General features: G+C 40.9%; 19 protein-coding genes. 6 read left to right on the forward strand and 13 right to left on the reverse strand.

The window, feature by feature from the left end:
* Window positions 1-509: IS30 family transposase (locus tag A5875_RS06370; RefSeq protein ID WP_141108331.1), on the forward strand; the 509-nt coding region annotated here is incomplete at its 5' end.
* A gap of 56 nt (window positions 510-565) precedes the next feature.
* Here A5875_RS06370 and A5875_RS06375 read toward each other — a convergent pair.
* The 5 genes from A5875_RS06375 to A5875_RS06395 form a co-directional block, all read right to left on the reverse strand.
* Window positions 566-868 (reverse strand): DUF6506 family protein, encoded by a 303-nt coding sequence (locus tag A5875_RS06375; RefSeq protein WP_088932825.1) that lies wholly within the window; start codon window positions 866-868, stop codon window positions 566-568.
* A 55-nt stretch (window positions 869-923) separates the two neighbouring features.
* Window positions 924-1,832, reverse strand: a complete 909-nt coding sequence (locus tag A5875_RS06380) for a sensor histidine kinase (RefSeq protein ID WP_088932826.1) — start codon at window positions 1,830-1,832, stop codon at window positions 924-926.
* The gene (locus A5875_RS06385; RefSeq protein ID WP_088932827.1) at window positions 1,819-2,508 is read right to left on the reverse strand and encodes a response regulator transcription factor; all 690 of its coding nucleotides are present in this window, start codon (window positions 2,506-2,508) and stop codon (window positions 1,819-1,821) included. Before A5875_RS06385 ends, A5875_RS06380 begins: the two co-directional genes overlap by 14 nt.
* A gap of 73 nt (window positions 2,509-2,581) precedes the next feature.
* Window positions 2,582-3,337, reverse strand: coding sequence for an ABC transporter ATP-binding protein (locus A5875_RS06390; protein ID WP_088932828.1), 756 nt, complete (start codon window positions 3,335-3,337; stop codon window positions 2,582-2,584).
* A gap of 17 nt (window positions 3,338-3,354) precedes the next feature.
* On the reverse strand, window positions 3,355-5,673 hold the full coding sequence (locus A5875_RS06395; protein ID WP_088932829.1) for an ABC transporter permease: 2,319 nt from the start codon (window positions 5,671-5,673) through the stop codon (window positions 3,355-3,357).
* A gap of 278 nt (window positions 5,674-5,951) precedes the next feature.
* On the opposite strand from A5875_RS06395, the gene A5875_RS06400 reads away from it, so the two are divergent.
* On the forward strand, window positions 5,952-6,596 hold the full coding sequence (locus A5875_RS06400) for a DUF3796 domain-containing protein (RefSeq protein WP_088932830.1): 645 nt from the start codon (window positions 5,952-5,954) through the stop codon (window positions 6,594-6,596).
* On the forward strand, window positions 6,597-6,800 hold the full coding sequence (locus A5875_RS06405) for a helix-turn-helix transcriptional regulator (protein ID WP_088932831.1): 204 nt from the start codon (window positions 6,597-6,599) through the stop codon (window positions 6,798-6,800). It abuts the gene before it with no gap.
* Between the two features lie 45 nt (window positions 6,801-6,845).
* On the opposite strand, the gene A5875_RS06410 is transcribed toward A5875_RS06405, so the two are convergent.
* The 3 genes from A5875_RS06410 to A5875_RS06420 all read right to left on the reverse strand — a co-directional run bounded on the left by A5875_RS06410 (window position 6,846) and on the right by A5875_RS06420 (window position 8,756).
* Window positions 6,846-7,445, reverse strand: a complete 600-nt coding sequence (locus A5875_RS06410) for a PepSY domain-containing protein (RefSeq protein WP_088932832.1) — start codon at window positions 7,443-7,445, stop codon at window positions 6,846-6,848.
* Between the two features lie 82 nt (window positions 7,446-7,527).
* Window positions 7,528-8,004, reverse strand: coding sequence for a GNAT family N-acetyltransferase (locus tag A5875_RS06415; RefSeq protein ID WP_088932833.1), 477 nt, complete (start codon window positions 8,002-8,004; stop codon window positions 7,528-7,530).
* Window positions 8,005-8,024: 20 nt separating this feature from the next.
* A complete protein-coding gene (locus A5875_RS06420; protein ID WP_088932834.1) occupies window positions 8,025-8,756 on the reverse strand; it encodes a TraX family protein in 732 nt (243 codons plus the stop codon).
* Between the two features lie 171 nt (window positions 8,757-8,927).
* On the opposite strand from A5875_RS06420, the gene A5875_RS06425 reads away from it, so the two are divergent.
* A complete protein-coding gene (locus tag A5875_RS06425) occupies window positions 8,928-10,400 on the forward strand; it encodes a helix-turn-helix domain-containing protein (protein WP_088932835.1) in 1,473 nt (490 codons plus the stop codon).
* A gap of 32 nt (window positions 10,401-10,432) precedes the next feature.
* On the opposite strand, the gene A5875_RS06430 is transcribed toward A5875_RS06425, so the two are convergent.
* The 3 genes from A5875_RS06430 to A5875_RS06440 form a co-directional block, all read right to left on the reverse strand.
* On the reverse strand, window positions 10,433-11,452 hold the full coding sequence (locus A5875_RS06430) for a BtrH N-terminal domain-containing protein (protein WP_088932836.1): 1,020 nt from the start codon (window positions 11,450-11,452) through the stop codon (window positions 10,433-10,435).
* An 80-nt stretch (window positions 11,453-11,532) separates the two neighbouring features.
* Complete coding sequence (locus tag A5875_RS06435; RefSeq protein WP_088932837.1) at window positions 11,533-12,345, reverse strand: MerR family transcriptional regulator; 813 nt, start codon at window positions 12,343-12,345, stop codon at window positions 11,533-11,535.
* A gap of 150 nt (window positions 12,346-12,495) precedes the next feature.
* Window positions 12,496-13,185, reverse strand: coding sequence for a GntR family transcriptional regulator (locus A5875_RS06440; protein WP_088932838.1), 690 nt, complete (start codon window positions 13,183-13,185; stop codon window positions 12,496-12,498).
* A gap of 218 nt (window positions 13,186-13,403) precedes the next feature.
* Here A5875_RS06440 and A5875_RS06445 point away from each other — a divergent pair, with 218 nt between their 5' ends.
* Both A5875_RS06445 and A5875_RS06450 read left to right on the forward strand, forming a co-directional pair.
* Window positions 13,404-14,630 (forward strand): cysteine desulfurase-like protein, encoded by a 1,227-nt coding sequence (locus A5875_RS06445; RefSeq protein WP_242551274.1) that lies wholly within the window; start codon window positions 13,404-13,406, stop codon window positions 14,628-14,630.
* A 15-nt stretch (window positions 14,631-14,645) separates the two neighbouring features.
* A complete protein-coding gene (locus tag A5875_RS06450; RefSeq protein ID WP_088932840.1) occupies window positions 14,646-15,386 on the forward strand; it encodes a cyclase family protein in 741 nt (246 codons plus the stop codon).
* A 106-nt stretch (window positions 15,387-15,492) separates the two neighbouring features.
* Here the strand turns inward: A5875_RS06450 and A5875_RS06455 are convergent, their stop codons facing one another.
* Window positions 15,493-15,957: a VOC family protein gene (locus A5875_RS06455; RefSeq protein WP_088932841.1), complete on the reverse strand. Its 465-nt coding sequence runs from the start codon at window positions 15,955-15,957 to the stop codon at window positions 15,493-15,495.
* A 97-nt stretch (window positions 15,958-16,054) separates the two neighbouring features.
* Window positions 16,055-16,645, reverse strand: a complete 591-nt coding sequence (locus A5875_RS06460) for a DJ-1/PfpI family protein (RefSeq protein WP_088932842.1) — start codon at window positions 16,643-16,645, stop codon at window positions 16,055-16,057.
* Between the last annotated feature and the right edge of the window lie 99 nt (window positions 16,646-16,744).

The following is a 16,744-nucleotide window of genomic DNA, read 5'->3' on the forward strand; positions in this document are numbered from 1 at the left end:
CAATACATGAAAGGCCATCAGAGGGGAATCTACGACGTGAACTGGGTCACTGGGAGGTCGACACAGTAGTTGGTAAAATGGGGAGCGCTTGTTTACTTACCCTAACTGATCGGAAATCTCGCTACTTGTTAGCTGATAAAGTAGCGGCGCAAAGAGCAGAACCAGTCAAAGATAGTATGATCTATTTACTCAAAGGACTCCCAAAAACGAAAAGAAGGAGTGTTACTTCAGATCGCGGAAAAGAATTCTCATTTCACAAAGACGTAACTAAAAAATTAGAGGGGCTCCCCTTTTACTTTGCGGATCCACAGTCACCTTGGCAGCGTGGTACAAATGAGAATACAAATGGATTATTAAGAGAATATTTCCCTAAACGTCAGACTTTAGATGAAGTTACATCACAGACACTAAAAGAAGTCCTAAGAAAAATAAATATGCGACCTCGTAAATGCTTAAATTGGAAAACCCCTTTTGAAGTATTTTTTAATCGAGTGTTGCACTTGATTTGACAATCCGCCATAGAAAAAAGCAGAAGTAAAATTCACTTCTGCTAGATGGAATATTTCTATAAATACATATTGTCGCCGGATTGATTTCCCAAGCCTGGATGCTTATCAAAGCGCACGACACCGACAACTGCCTTATTACCAACTGCCTCGACGATCTTAGCCGTTCCCAGATGGCCGAAGCCGCCGCATAATTCAATCGCTTGAACACCGCCTGCTACTAGTTCCTTTGAAATCTCCACTGCTTCCGCATAATCAACGACTCCTACCGTGGTCAGCTCAACCGCTGGTGTCGTCACCACTGAACGATCTTTTTTGCCATCTGCACCCTCTGCTACAAAAATAAATGCTGCTTTTAACATATGAAACCTCCTGATTTTTTATTTTCAGTCTCTTAATTAGCAGACTAATGGACTGTTAAAATGTAATCACAAACTTCTTGGTATATTTTTCATCGTCCAGCAGCTCGATCGTAAATCCATGCTTGTCGATGATCGTCTTGACGATCGCCAAGCCTAAACCGCTGCCTTGAAAATTTCGTTCGGTTTCGTTTTCGCTGACAAATGGCTGAAAGAGCTTCTCGCGATCCTTTGGCGGAATCGGTGTACCATTGTCTGCGAAGATAATTTTAGTCTGATTATTTTTTTCTATAATAGAAATGGCCAGCTGGCTGCCTGCTGGATTATGTTTGCAGGCGTTGATAAGTAAATTATTAAAGACGCGCCGCAGCTCGATCTTGTCGATATTTTTCACAACAGGCTCTTCCGGCAGATCTAAGAACAATTCGATCCCCTGCTGTTCAAGCATATCATAGTTATCCGCCACCGCCTCCTTTAATAAGAAATTAACTGCACATTCCTTCCGATTTAAACTGTATTCAGATGCATTCAGCTTGGTATATTGAAACATCAAGTCCAATAGCTCATTTGCTGTCAGGGATTTTTGATAAATAATTGAAGAAACCTCTGCTCGTTCTTCCGGTTCGACAATGCCCTCACTCAAAGCCTTAGAAAATCCGGTAATGCTGGTCAACGGTGTCTTTAGATCATGAGCAATATTAGCGAATAAGGTATTTTGCTGTTTTGCGATTTTTTGACTTTGCTCTTCGATTTTTTTATCTAAACTTCGATAAAAAGCGTAGGAAAAACAGAAAACTGCGACTAATTGCAGGATCAAACCAATAACTCTGAACAATACTTGATATTCCGGTTCATAAACTAATGTTTCCAAGGAAGCAAAGAATTCTTCAATCAATCCCCCTACGATCGAAAGACCAAAGAAATAAAGGATAAAGGAACGCAAAATCGCATTTCTAAGCTGTTTCATGAGGGACCTCCAAACGATAGCCTAACCCTCGAATCGTCTTGATCCGTTCGTTTCCGATTTTTTCCCGCAGCTTGCTCATCATGACCCGGACGTTATTATCACCTGCCAACGGATCTTGCCAGCCATGTTCGTAAATCTGTTCCTTGGTGAAAACTCGGCCAGGCTGTTCCATCAGCAGCTTCAATACGCGAAACTCGACAGCGGTCAAATTGATCAATTGCTTTTCAACATATGCGGTACAGGCATGCGTGTCTAAGGTTAAATTGCCGACGGTTAAATTATTTTGCCCCGGTTCATTGGCAACACCGAGTGAATAGTATCTTCTCAGCAAAGCATTCACTCGGGCAATCGCTTCATGAGGATCAAAGGGCTTCGTCAAATAATCGTCCGCCCCAATCTCTAACCCGAAAATTCGATCAGAGGCCTCGACCCGTGCGGAGATAACTAGGATCGGCAGATTGCTGGTCTTTCTGACTGTACGGATCAGCTCGAAACCATCAATCTCCGGCATCATGATATCAACGATCAGCAGATCAATTTTCTTTTCTGCTAAAATCGTTAATGCTTCACGACCATTGGCAGCTTCATAATGAATGATCTCTTCACTTTTTAAGTACATCTTTAACAGTTTGATAATTTCCTTCTCATCATCTACATGTAAAATATTGTATCCCATCGGCCACCCCTGCTTTCTACAATTCATCACTAATAATTTTACCATAGTGCTCACCAAGGTTTTGCGTCTCTTCCTAGATTTCGACAGCCAAAACTTTCTCGTTGATTTTTTCGATACGTTTTTCAAGATTTTGTCCAATGTAGTTTCCTAAATGCAGAGCATCGGTGATTTGCCCATCCTCCATAAAGAAAACCTGTTCACTTTGCGCAGCTACCTTTACATCGTGAGTAACGATAACAACAGTTGTTCCTTCCTCATTTATTTTCAATAGGATATCCATGATTTCTTGCGCGGCTTTGGAATTCAAGGCACCGGTCGGTTCATCGCCGAAAATAATCTTCGGCTGACTCATCAATGCCCGACAGATGCCTGCTCTTTGCAGCTGTCCGCCAGATACCTGAGTGATTTTTCGATCTCTCAGCTCTTGGATACCGACTTTTTTCATTAAGTCCTCTGCTCGCTTTTCAAGTTCTGCGATTTGTTTTCGGTTTTTTAAGCTTGGCAGGAGAATATTATCGATCAAAGAGAGATTTTTCAGCAACGTCGGCTGCTGGAATACAAAGCCTAATTGTTCTCTGCGCATGTCAGCTAATTGTTTTTCTGTCATTTGATCGATTTGTTGATTATTGACGCTTATTTTTCCCGAGTCGACTTTATCCATCCCGCTGATTGCGTAAAGCAGGGTTGATTTTCCTGAGCCTGAAGGGCCCATGATCGCGACGAACTGTCCTGTTTCCACTTGAATGTTTACTTGATTTAAGACAGTGACCTGCTCTTCTCCTTCTCCAAAGCTTTTTACAATGTCTGTGCCATTTATGATTGTTTGCATTTTTTCTCCATCCTTTTCTAGTCTTTAAGATTTTCAGCAATTTCAATTTTGCCTGCTTGTGCCGTTACGACTCTAGTTGTCAAATAAGTGACGAGCAGCAGCAAGAGCGGACAACCTAAGTAAATTAGAGGACTGCCGATTAATTGAACACTGACTCCGCCTAAACCTGCCGATACCAGACCCGATATCGTTTTTCCTAAAGTCATCGCCAAACCTGTGCCCAGCCCAATTCCTAGCACTAAAATAGTCAGACTTCTTGCTAAATATTGATTTCTGATTTCCTGATTGGTAAGACCAATCGCCTTTAGTGTCGCGATCTCTTTTTTGTCCTTGACTAAGAGCAGCTTCATGAACAAGGAGGTGATCAATCCTGTAATCAATATCGCCACTAATAAAGCACCGATCGCGACCATCAATAAGGATTGAATCGTGGAGCCGAAAGTTTGATCGCGATACTGTTCGGCATTATTCATTTTGGCGAAAGGCAAATCCTCCTTATACTGATTCATTTTTTCCGTCAGCTTACTAGGATTCCTTAATTTGATAGAAATATCCGTCCAGATCGTCGGTGTTGTCCGATCTTCGAAAATGGCCTTCGCTGTTTTACCGCCATTGAAAAGATTGGCGTAGATGCCGCAGACGATAAATTTTTCTTCTCGACCTTCGCGAATCAAAGTGATCGGATCGCCAATTTTTTTATTATACTCGTCCGCATTAATCGTCGATAAGGCAATCTCATTGATTCGTCGAGGTGCGTGGCCCTTCAAATAATTAACTGGGAATTTCTGATGATTCCCTAATTCGACTGACAGCACACCATTTTCCACACCCTCTTCTTTCACATCAAAATTTTTCGTCGAGATTTTACTGTACATTTCAACATCCGGGTCATTTGCCAAATAATCTTCAATTTTATCCTGATTCTCAACACTGTTGGTCGACTGATACAAGCTGGTGGCAATATCGATTTTATGACTGAAGCCGAGGCTTTCCACAAATTCTTCCGAGGAGGATGTGTGATAGACCAGTGCTGGAACGATCATAATAAAGGTAGATATTATGAAGACCAGCAGCATCGTCAAATAGATTTTTTTCCGATTCATGATATCGATGATCCCGATTCGTGTGTCAGGAGAGAAACATGCTAAGCGACGAAGATTAAAACGTGTTTTCGTATTGACCTTCTCATTGGCTCCGCTGAAACGGATTGCTTCAACGGCAGAGATTTTTTTGAAGCGATTCAAGAGGACATACACATAAGCAATCATTAAGAGCATGACTGCCAGCACACCCGCGACAGCTAAAATCCAACTTAGTCCTTCATTCTTGCTTTCGCCCATGAAAAGCTTGATATTTTTTAACAGCAGATAACTTAGCGGAAGCGAGATTATGTATCCTAACAAGCTGCCGATTATAGAGATCGCCGCGTATTTTGCCAGATAAATTTTCTTGATTGCTTTTAATTGCAGGCCAATTGCTTTCATTACACCGATTTCTTTATAATCTTCTTCGATCTTGGCCAGCAGCGTGAAACGAATACACATAAAGGTCATTAGAACTACCAGCAAACTAATCAATAAAAGAATCCCGATCATGATTCCGTCAGACATGGCATTGCCTAATTTGAATAAACGATGTGTGCCGCTTGGTCCGTTGACCTCTAAGCCGGCTTTTTTATAAGCGGCCTCAAACTGATTCAATTTGCTGGGGTCCTTTAAGCGAAACTGAATGATGTATTCCAGTTTTCCCTTTGAAAAAAGTTCGTCATAGTCTGTTTGATGCAACAAAAAGCGCTTTGACCCAGCCATTTGCGAATTCATCGTGCCATCACGTAAAAATCCATTGATCGTAAATGTCTTTCCGGCGATCTTCGCCTTGTCACCGATTTTGGCTAATCCTTGTTTTTTGAACATTACTGGAACATACAGCTCTCCCGGCTTCGGTTGAATAGGTTGATTTTCCATATCCAAGAAATAATCGAGATTTTTACTTTGAACAGCCAGTCCGTTATCCTCCACACTGTCTGCCAAACTATGATCCCCAAGTTCGATATCCGAACCGTTTAAATTTAAAAACTCCGCCACTTCATAGGTCGCTACATTTCCATTTGCTTCGACAAATTTTGCCAGCCGTTCTCTGTCTACTTCACCAGTGTGCATCTGCATATAATGAGGTGATTGGGACTTTTCCATCAAGGTATCAATGGAACCAGCCAAATTAACACTCAAAATCGTTGCTAAGGCCACCAACAACGCAGCTACAGTAATGAACAAAGTGGTGATTATCGTAATCAGCTTACTGTCCCCTACATCATTTTTTATAATCTTTCGATACATCGTGTATCACTCCTAATCCTTAATCAGATTTCCTATCTCTACTTTAAAGAAGGAGTATTTCTCGAATGTACGAGAAGTATTAACCTAATATTAAACTTGCTGATTGGATGATTTTTTAGCTTAACAGCTAGAAACCAGACTGATGCAAGCTTTCAAGTGACGAATAGTCTCCAAAATAAAAAAAGTGACTTATTTCTCTCTTTTCTACTTGATTTTTCTTTTTTGTGTGATATATTTATCTCATGGAGTGACAAATATGTATCATTGGAGGAGTTAAGATGTCAAAGAAAAAAATTAGAAATTTAGTTGTTTCGGGAATTGGTTGCGTGATTGTTTTAGTGTTGGCTACAGTCCATTCGGTTTTATATAATGAGAGCCGCTTGGTAAAACCAACCGTTGTCTCTGAATATGTTTTTCGTCCGCAGGATCTGCCAATGTGGATTGCGTTAGTAGTAACGATTGTCTACGTAATCTATTTAGTGGTGACACTTTTTAGAGTGGTTTGGCGCAACAAGTCTCTGGAAAAGCACCACACCAGAAGAATTCACCCGATGCTTGGTCTCAGCGGATTCGCCGGCTTTTTGGGGCTGATCGGTTTTTGGACCTATCAAGAATTTGGTATTATTTATCCTTGCTTTGCCTTTGTGTTCTTCGGCTTTTTCGGCTTTTACTTTGAAGGAAAATTATCGGATACTTTAAAAGATGAGCTTTACGAGGAAAATGAAAAAAAGGCGGAGTTAAAGGCCTACAAAATTGGGTTCATTCTACTATTCTTAACTATTTGGCTGATTGGCGGCGGGATGCTGGCCTGGAATCTTGAATGGTGTGCGATCTTTATGTTAAGCTCAATGTCGATGATCTTTGGAATTGTTTTATTCCTTAGCAAATACTTCTTATATCGATTTGAAACCGAGGCTGGATAGATGAATGTAAAATTCGAATGTCATTTAAAAAAGTATCGAACGTTGAAGGGACTCACACAGGAACAACTCGCTGATTTAGTGGGTGTACGGAGAGAAACAATCATGCGTCTGGAAAAGGCCCAGTACAACCCTTCACTGAAGCTCGCACTAGACATTGCGAAGGTCGTTGAGACCCCTGTAACAGAATTATTTATTTTCGAATAGCTAAAAGCCCCCCTCAAGGAATCATCCTTGAGGGGGCTTGAATTATCAATCATCTGTTTCGCTTTCTAAGATATCACCTGATTGAGCATCAACTTTCACTTCAGTTTCTTTTTGCCCATCCATTACTTTGACTTCCCAATAAGTGGTGCCTAAGTCTTTGTCTAAGCTCCAGTCGGTGGCTTTTCCAGCGCCGACATGTTTAGTCGCAATATCGGAAACTTTTTCAATACTTAACAGATTTTCTAAATCCAGCTTGTCTTCTTTTCTTTTCACGCCTTCTTTATCTTCCATATCTAATTCTTCTTCACGTTCCTTAGAGACTTCCTTGGTGTCGGCGTTTACTCGTACTTCATATTCTTTGTTGTCATCGACTCCTTCGATTTTGTACAAATAGCTGCCAAAGGATGTTTCTAAATCAATCGATGTGATATCACTATCAGGGTATGCTTCCTGATAAGCCTTGATCGCATCTTCTACGCTGACTTTAAAATTGGTGTTTGTTTCGTTACTTACTTGGCTTTTGCTCGTTTGTGTTGTCTTTTCTGAAGTAGAGCTTGAACTATTTGAATCATCTGAATCTGAGTTGCAGCCGGCCAGACCGCCTAATAGTGCAACTGATAAACCTAAAATAATTATTTTCTTCAAAATATCCACTCCTTATCTCTTTTCTATCATTTTATATTCTTTACAAACCGATTTGAATCCGTCTTGCGTCCTAATAGCTTAATTATTTCAGCTTACAAAGCATGATATACTCCTCATCATTTTCATCAACGATCTCAAAACCGATCTGTTTGTACATTTTCAAGGCGTAATTATCTTTTTGAACAGCCAAAGAAGTTTGAGCATAGCCTTTTTCCCTCAAATGCTGCAGCATCGCCAGCATCAAAGCTGTACCAATCCCTTGTCCGCGATATTCCGGATAAAGGGAGATCGCAAACTCCGGTGTTTGATCGTCAATCGAACCAAATCCTTGGATGTTTCTGACCCAGACAGCGCCGACAATTTTTTCCTTCGTCTCAGCACACAAACAAAAATCTTCTTGATAACTGCCAAAATCCTGAACATAGACATTCACTGCCGGATCATCAAGGACCGATCGCGGGATCTGATTTTTCTTGTCCCGCTGAAAAATGGCTTGGTATAAAAATTCCTTTAACAGCGGATATTCTGCTTTTTTTAATTTTCGAATACGATACTCCATTTTCATCTCCTATATTCAACTTAGCGAATCAACATACGGATCACGGCTAAAACCACTAAATGTACTGGATAAAAACCATAAAATCCCCACTTCACCCATTTAGGCGAGTAGCCTCTTTCGCCATTGTAGGCATTTAATAGAGGAATCACCAGCAACGTTCCCAAACCAGTAAATACTTCGTATAGCGGAACCAAATCAGGCGCGGTGCTGTGCATCAAAGCTAATAACAGGGTTAAAAAAGCGGTCGTATATGCAATCGGCCACCAGATCCCCGCCTGTTTATTTTTTCCTTTATAAAAACCAAAGATCAGCAGTAATCCAATCAAGGACCAATCGGAGAAAGTTGTACTGACTGAAAAGAAAATGACCATCAAAGTTCTTAATAACGGAGTTTTCACCTTCTCATAAGACATCATCAGCAGCAACCCCATCAGCAAGGTAAAAAAGATATTATTGACCAGCTCGATCGGACTAAAGGAATGACTACTACTAAAAAGCATGTGAAACGGGTAAATGGAGATCAGCCAGAATACTGCCATTCTGCCAGCATATTTTTTTCGATTACGGGTGTAGTAAAATCCTTCAACCAATAGATAAGCCATGATTGGAAAAGTCAATTTACCAATAAATTCAGTTAAGAAATATAAGATGCTGGATTGTTCATACAGATTAAAACCGCTGCCGATATGATTTAACAACATCGCGACAATTGCGATTACTTTTAATCGAAAACCATCAATTGATTTGTTCATGCTGCACGCCCCTTCAAACTTGATAAATTCAGTATGACATAGATGAATCGCTAAATCTTGTTTTTTTATTGCCATGATGAAAAAGACTTTGATTATTATACTCTTTATTATTTTCAGCTAAGAATTTTTCCTATATACTAAAAGTATCAATCGATTGAAAGAAGGTTTAACATGAGACATGCCTTATCTTCTACACAAAATCGTCAAATTGAATTAATCGAACATCTGCGAACGGCTAACAACTATGTATCCGTAAAAAAGTTGGCTGAAGCAGTGAACGCGGTTCCAAAAACCATTTTAAACGATTGCCAAGAAATTGAAGATCAATGGAAGGATATCGTTCAAATCGAAAGAAATGCGACCGGTGATTTGCATTTGAGTGAAAAAGACAATCATACGGTTCATGAAATTTTTTCTGATATTCTTAAAGAGTCTCCCACCTTTCAGCTATTAGAAATTCTCTTTTTCCAGCCGGGAAAATTACGGACAGATTTAGAAAAGGAACTATTTCTAAGTTCCTCGAGCCTTTATCGACGGATCGTTAAATTAAATGAAGGCTTGGAAATGCGGGGATTGCAGGTTGATCGGAATAACCTGATGCTTGTTGGGGATGAACTTCAGGTTCGCCTGTTCATGGCTGGCTATTTCTTGGAGGTTTATGATGTCTACGAATGGCCCTTTAAACTTGATCAAAAAGCCATTATCGCGATGATCTCTCAGGCAAATGAGCAATTCGATTTAAAACTAAGCTTTCTGCAAAAAACCGAATGTGCCTTTTTACTGGCGGTTAGTCTGATTCGGCAGGAACAAGGCTTTCACAGCACTTCGAAACGAAAACTGCTGACGGCTGAAAAAATCGCGCGTTATGAGCCGCCGATCAATCAGCTGATGACAGAATTTGACTTGCCGATCACTGAAGCCAAAAGAGATGATCTGATTCAAACGATCTTTTGGTACGACTTTGCCTGGGATAATGCCGAAGAGGAAGTGAGAATCGAGCGGCTTTGCAACACCACGCTTTCTTTGATCATCAATGCTCTAGGCATCACTATTTCTGAACCGAGTCGCGAGAATTGCATTGGTTTATTGAAGTCTGTCTATAATTCTTACAAGGCCTATCCTTACGAAAAATACATTGCCTACAATCGTGAGCTCTATAATAGCCTGACGATCCAAAAGGATTTTGCTGTTTTCAGTAAAGTGTTGGAGAAAACATTGAAGGATCAGGAAGCGAAGAGCCATTTCCCATGGTATTCGATGTATTATCATATGATTTTATTCGAATTATTTATTTACTGGGATGGCCTGCCTGAACAATTGGATGGCTTGCGAAAACCTGTTTCCACGGAAGTTTGCAGCGATTTGGGAACAAAGCATGCGAAGTTTTTAGCTTATTATCTGGATAAGAATTATCATGACAAGCTTTTGTTAGATATCAAGGCTGACAAAAGCTATTCTGAAACAGCGCCAGAATCACTGATTTCTGATCTTTATGTAACCAATTTTTCCACCCCTGCTATTCCTGAGGAACGTCTATTTGTTTTAGAGGACGTTCCATCAGCAAAAACCTTATCTGCTTTGGGTCGGAAAATTGAAGAATATCGAATGAACACCTTGATTAAGCAATTGGCCTATTTGAATTAAACGAAAAAAGTTGATTGAACAGTCCCGTTCAATCAACTTTTTTGTGTTTCATGCGTTTCAGTGACCAACGCTTCCAATTGTTCTAATAAATATCTCTCGGTGCTCGCCAGTGTCGATAGCTGCTCGCTCAAGGCTGGCAGCATTTCAGTAATACCAGTATTTCCTAAGGTCCAAAGCTCCTCAGCAACAGCATCCCATTCATCAGCCAGCTTGATAAATCCGGTGCCGACAGCAGTCAGCCCTCGATCTGGAATCAACTGATCGGCTTCTAGCAGAAATTCACCGTACAGTTTGCGAAAAATTCCGCCGCCTGTTCCACCGTCCTTACTGATTTGAAAATAATTCGTAATACCTGCTGTTTGCAGCTTTTTTTGATCAAACTTTTTCCATTTTACTATTTCTTGAGAAAACTTGACGATGCCGTTGATCCCCAACAATTTCGCTGGCGGTCGCAGCATACTTTCGCAAGTATCTTTTATCGCCGTAATAATCATATCCGTCTGAGGCTCTTCATAGCTCGAAAAATCAAATTCAAAAAATTTATTGTTAGCGGGAAATGGTCGAAAGCTGCTGCTGCGTGCCTGTTCCATTTCCTGATAACTAACTAGATGGTAGTCACTGGCGATGTCCCCTTTAGGTGTTCGGATCGGATAATCAGAATTATCGCGATCACTCACATAGAAAACTTCCTGCTGATCATCGTAGCCGAACAGCACTACCGCATGTCCGCCAAAATGACTGTGTGGGTCCAGTCCTAAATAATTCATAAAGGGCATGTCAGTGTAGATCAGAACAGGCTGCCTTTGTTGAAGTAATTTCTTCGTTTTTGTTAAACAGACTTGATAGTTTTTAGGCAGGCGGCACTTACTATTGATTTTTAAGCGCTCCGCAAGTATTTGTTCAAATTCGATCGGCTTGCTTCTGCCTGATACCATCGGTGAAGCAGCTAAATTAATATAAGTAAAAGCCAGTCCTGAGCCAATCCCAAAAAGCATAGCCTCTGATAGTGGATGCTGATAATAAGCAAAAAGCTGCTTCAGTGCATTAGTTATACAATGCTTGCCGCCTGAAGGCTTGAAGTCTTGAAGTCTTCAATAATAACTTTCACTGGGTTCCTCCTTTTAATAGAAGCTTATTTGGCGACCATAAAGCCTGATTCGGTGACCCAATTGTCAGGATTAGGATCTTCGCCCGGTGATACGTGACCAATATTGATCATCGGACCAACGATTTTGTACTCGTTGGCTTCCAGCCATTCTGCGATCGTCTGCGTTACTTGCGGCATTTGATCAAAGCTGCCGCTGAAGGTCACGGACGCCATGATGAAGGCCGGCGCTTTTTTGAATTTCGCGCTCTCCGTATCTGGGTATTCCCCCACCACACTTGTTTGAACCTCCACATCTGCATTTTTTTCAACATATTCTACATCATGGAAGAGAGTCATATTCAATGGCAGCTGCTTCATTTTGGCATTCGCTTCTGTAACTGCCTGCTGCAGCTTGAACCACAGCTCTCCTTCTGACATGTAATCCGCGATCACTTCACGGACACTAAGTACATTTCTTTCTGGAATCTCCTTAACTACGACATTGTATTTAGTCATATTTTTTCCCTCTTTTATGTTTTGTTTTAACAGGGAAACCATTCGCTGTTTTTTCAACAGCTCGTCTAGATCCTCATGCAGTTTTTCCTCTTGGAGATTGTAATGCTTTTCTAAAAAGTCTAAATCATTGGTTTCAATAATTTCTTTGATTGTTTTTAATGGCAAACCTGTTTGCTGCAGCAGCTTGATCTGATTTAATTGCGACAATTGTTCTGCTGAGTAGTAACGATAATTGGTTTGATTATCGATTTTTTTCGGTGCTAAAAGCCCTAAAGCGGCATAGTGATCCAGTGTTCGAACGGTGGTATTGGATATTTTTGAGAATTCTCCGATTTTAAACATAGTTTTTCTCCTTTTTCGTTTCGCTAGCATACTTATAGTATAGAGTCACACGTTACGTGGGAGTCAATTATAAATTTAAAAAAAATGAACAAAATAAAAAAGGAGCATGCAGCCCCTTTGGAACAAATCAAAATTAATAAATGAAAAAGTTTATTGCCATTCAAAAAATACTTCATACATCCCTTTGATATCCTTTTCGATCAGCATTTTTGCTTGGTCCGCGAATCCCAGCTTGATCGCATTCAAAATCGAGCGGTGATTTCTGGCTGATTTATCGATAATCGGCTGCAACTGTTCTTTACCAATCTCACGAATTAGACAATGACGGTAATGCCGTAAGCGCAGCTCCATTGTTTCATACATACGGGAAATATGCAGATTCTCTGCTGCTTCGATTAATAAATTATGAAAAGCATGATCGCATTCTGCATATTGCCAACTACCATCCTCAAGATCAACATTTTCGTACTCGATGGTTAATTCCTCTAATCGTTTCACTTGCGACTGGCTGATATTACTGGTTGCCAAAAATACTGCGTGTCCTTCAATCGCGATCCGCGCTTCGCACAATTTGACGCTTTCTGCTTTGCTCATACTGGCAACGGTATAAAGTTTCCCATTTTTTTCAACTAAAAACTCATCTAGTAAACGATCCAAAGCCTTACGAACGGGTGTCCGACTGGTATTCAGTTCGTTAGCAATTCGGCTTTCGTTGAGTTTCTGTCTCGGCGGCAGATGTAGATGGATGATCTCTTCTCTAAGAAATTCATAGATTAAATCAGTGATTGAGAAAAACGGATGGTCCATTTGTATCTCCTCAAATTTTTCAACATTGATCATATGCCTCTCTCCTAACGGTTAGCATGATAAATCAGTATAAGTTACTACGCTTATCTTTGCAACCGTTTTCAAAACGATAGATATTTTTGTTTTTTCGCTGCTATTGCTTTATTTTAAAACCAAAAATCATTTTAGGAATGCTTATAGTACTTATTTAGACACTTCCCAATCTATTGATTAAACTTAAGATGACAAATAAATTATTTTGGAAGGTGAGAATGATGGATAACGAGTTTCCGATCGAAGATGTCAGAAAATTATTCCCCGCTCTGCAACGAACCCATAATGGAAAAACTGTAGCCTATTTTGACGGCCCTGGCGGATCACAATTTTTAGAACGTTCAATTACAGCCATCGCTGATTATATGCGCCGCGGTGCAGCCAATTTGCATGGAAATTTCCCCACCAGCCACGAAACCGAAGCACTGATTCAACAAGCGAAAGAAGATATCGCCATTCTTTTCAATGCCCAAGCCTCAGAAATCGCGTTCGGTCCAAATGCTACAACGATGATGTTCCACACTAGCCGTGCCTTAGCCAATCAATGGGAGGCTGGCGATGAGATCATTTTGACCGAACTTGAACATCACTCTAATATCGATTCATGGCGCAGAGCCGCCGAAGATCGTGGCGTTATCGTTAAGTACATTCCGCTGAATACAGAAACGTTGGAATTAGAATTAGACAAGTTAGATGAACTGATCAGCCCTAAAACAAAATTAATTGCTGTAGGTCATGCTTCAAATTGTGTTGGAACAATCACCGATATCAAAGCTGTTTCGGCAAAAGCACGAGAAGTTGGTGCTTTGGTAGCAGTAGATGCTGTTCATAGTATTCCTCACATTTACGTGGATATGCAAGAACTTGGGATCGATATGCTGTTTTCTTCTGCCTATAAGTTTTTTGCCTCCCATGTTGGAATGGCGGTTATTCGAAAAGAACTGTTTGATAGTCTTGATATTTATAAAGTAGTCCCTGCTCCAGGCGGCGTTCCTGATCGGCTGGAAATTGGTACACAAAATCACGAAGGTATCCCTGCCGTTTCCGAAGCCATCCATTTTATTGCCAGCTTGGGTGAAGGAAAATCCTTGAAAGAACAACTAATCAGCGGGTATCAGGCGATTGAAGTATATGAAAATATGCTGGCTGAAAGAATCCGCAACGGACTGGCTGAAATTTCAGGGATCAGACTCTATCAAAGCGAACAGGAAAAAACGCCAACTGTTGCCTTTCGTGCTGAAGGGATCACACCGATTGAATTTTGTACACGAATGTGTGATGAGCATGGCGTGTTCATCGCAGAGGGACATTTTTACGCATTAACATTGGTTGAGCGTTTAGGAATTGATCAGACGGGCGGATTTATTCGTGCCGGGATCGCCCCTTACAATACTGTTGAAGAAGTCGATCGTTTCTTGAATGGTGTCAGACAGATCATGGGTTAGAAAGGTGGAAAAAACATGAGTAACAAACTATGGGATTTGTTGGATGAAGTGAAGTCGCCTGCCTATCAATGGGTCGATTTGAGTCATCCAGTCAACGAAGAAACACCTCATTATGCGGGATACAATACTCTTGAAATGACGGAAGTATTTACTTATGACGAACACACGGTTTGCGCCAGCGAATACAAAATGGTTAGTCAATACGGGACACACATCGATCCCCCTTCTCATTTTGTAGAAGGCGGGCGAACCTTAGATCAGATCACGCTAAAGGAAACTGTTCTGCCGCTATGTGTAGTGGATCTGACAGAAAAAACTGCAAAAGATCTCGACTATGCAATTACGGTTGAAGATTTAACAGATTGGGAGGGAAAAAACGGAAAGTTCCCTGATCATTGTTTTGTCGCTGTTCGAACAGATTGGTCAAAACGAAAAGGCGAGGATTTCTTTGCACCCGATGAAACCGGTCAGCCGCATTATCCCGGCTGGTCGTTAGACGCATTAAAATTTTTGAGTGAAGAGCGGACGATCACCGCGGTTGGCCATGAAACTCCAGATACCGATCCTGCTATCGCTAATTTAGTTGTCCCTTGGCAAGGAGAACGCTATCTTTTAGAACAAGATAAATATCAAATCGAAATGCTTTGCAACCTCGATCAGTTGCCGGCTACTGGTGCGATAATCGCCGGCAGTTTTCCGAATGTATCAAATGCCCCCGGCTATACAGCACGCTGTATTGCAATTTTTCAAAAATAAGCAGCAGCTGATCCAATAGTCTTTAGTAAGATGACAAGAACGCTTTTAAGCTTTCGATTTCGAAAGTTTAAAAGCGTTCTTCTTTATTCTCATAAAATTCATTTGTTTATTTCAACATCCGCTCCACCATTTTCGGCGACATAAAGGTTTTCTCTGAAAGCTGTTGAATGGATAGGCCGGTAGCGTGCAGCCGTTTCATCATGACTTTCATATCTTCACCGATTTCAACGATGTGCTTGTCTGGGTCATACAGGCGTATGACTTTTTGTCCCCATGGCATTTCCAGATCTTCGCCGACACGTTCGACCTCCAGTGCGGCGATTTTTTCAAGAAAACCGTCGAAGTCCTCTTCTTCAAAATACATTTCGGCATCATTGCCATGGTAGCTGAAAAAATCACTGGTACAATCGGTAAATGTTGACCACGAGCTTTCGGTTTGTAAGGCTAAGCCGCCAGTCAATGTAGCATTCTCTCCAAAATCAGCAATCACCCGAACACCGATCACTTCGGTATAAAATCGTTTAGCACGTTCGATATCCTTTACAACTAGCATTGGACCTTTGAATTTCATTTTGTCTCCCCCTACTAACTATCTTTCTAGTTAAGTTTAACATGCGGAGATTTAGATATGCTCGCTAAGCTTGCCGGATTATGCGAGCTTTTATTCGCTAACAGGTGAAACCCATTCTGCGTTTGACTTCGATTGTATTTTCTTTGCTGGTTAATTTTTCTAATAAGCGAAAAGCGACATCCAAGGCTGTTTCCGGTGATGAGGAGGTAATGATGTTTTGGTCCTCCACGATCCGTTCGTCTGATTTTACCTGAACACCCATTTCCCTCATTTGTTTTTGCCGCGGATTATTTTCAAAACGGTAGGTCGTTCCGGTGCGGCCATTTAGCACCCCGCTTTTTGCGATGGATAGCCCGGCGACACAGATCGCTGCGATTGGTTTATTCTGCTGATCGAACTGGCGAATGACGTTTAAAAATTCTTCGTTGAAGGCATCCGCATAAAAATCGGCTTCCTCAAAACCGCCGGGAATCGCCAATGCATCAAACTCGTTGATGTCGATCTCTTTTAGCTGGCGCATCGGAATACAGGAATATCCCCATGTACACGCTAAAACTGGATGCAAGCCAACCGATACTAGCTCGGTTGATCGGTCACCTTCATAAAGATTCCAACCAAACACATCTGTGAACACACTTGCTTCATAGGATTCAAAGCCGTTGGCTAATAGCAATAATATTTTTTTCATTTGAGTTCCTCCCTTTCGTTTCATTTATGATAAAGTATAACTACTTCATCAGACAGTCAGTTTTTAAGCTGTTTTTGTTTGACTGCTTTATAATCTAAA

It is taken from the genome of Enterococcus sp. 3H8_DIV0648, from assembly GCF_002140655.1.
GTDB lineage: Bacteria > Bacillota > Bacilli > Lactobacillales > Enterococcaceae > Enterococcus_A > Enterococcus_A hulanensis.

Bases quoted from the DNA above. Each gene is read 5' to 3' on its own strand.
- A5875_RS06375 (WP_088932825.1), bottom strand. From the start codon at position 868: ATGTTAAAAGCAGCATTTATTTTTGTAGCAGAGGGTGCAGATGGCAAA.
- A5875_RS06380 (WP_088932826.1), bottom strand. From the start codon at position 1,832: ATGAAACAGCTTAGAAATGCGATTTTGCGTTCCTTTATCCTTTATTTC.
- A5875_RS06385 (WP_088932827.1), bottom strand. From the start codon at position 2,508: ATGGGATACAATATTTTACATGTAGATGATGAGAAGGAAATTATCAAA.
- A5875_RS06390 (WP_088932828.1), bottom strand. From the start codon at position 3,337: ATGCAAACAATCATAAATGGCACAGACATTGTAAAAAGCTTTGGAGAA.
- A5875_RS06395 (WP_088932829.1), bottom strand. From the start codon at position 5,673: ATGTATCGAAAGATTATAAAAAATGATGTAGGGGACAGTAAGCTGATT.
- A5875_RS06400 (WP_088932830.1), top strand. From the start codon at position 5,952: ATGTCAAAGAAAAAAATTAGAAATTTAGTTGTTTCGGGAATTGGTTGC.
- A5875_RS06405 (WP_088932831.1), top strand. From the start codon at position 6,597: ATGAATGTAAAATTCGAATGTCATTTAAAAAAGTATCGAACGTTGAAG.
- A5875_RS06415 (WP_088932833.1), bottom strand. From the start codon at position 8,004: ATGGAGTATCGTATTCGAAAATTAAAAAAAGCAGAATATCCGCTGTTA.
- A5875_RS06420 (WP_088932834.1), bottom strand. From the start codon at position 8,756: ATGAACAAATCAATTGATGGTTTTCGATTAAAAGTAATCGCAATTGTC.
- A5875_RS06425 (WP_088932835.1), top strand. From the start codon at position 8,928: ATGAGACATGCCTTATCTTCTACACAAAATCGTCAAATTGAATTAATC.
- A5875_RS06435 (WP_088932837.1), bottom strand. From the start codon at position 12,345: ATGTTTAAAATCGGAGAATTCTCAAAAATATCCAATACCACCGTTCGA.
- A5875_RS06440 (WP_088932838.1), bottom strand. From the start codon at position 13,185: ATGATCAATGTTGAAAAATTTGAGGAGATACAAATGGACCATCCGTTT.
- A5875_RS06445 (WP_242551274.1), top strand. From the start codon at position 13,404: ATGATGGATAACGAGTTTCCGATCGAAGATGTCAGAAAATTATTCCCC.
- A5875_RS06450 (WP_088932840.1), top strand. From the start codon at position 14,646: ATGAGTAACAAACTATGGGATTTGTTGGATGAAGTGAAGTCGCCTGCC.
- A5875_RS06455 (WP_088932841.1), bottom strand. From the start codon at position 15,957: ATGAAATTCAAAGGTCCAATGCTAGTTGTAAAGGATATCGAACGTGCT.
- A5875_RS06460 (WP_088932842.1), bottom strand. From the start codon at position 16,645: ATGAAAAAAATATTATTGCTATTAGCCAACGGCTTTGAATCCTATGAA.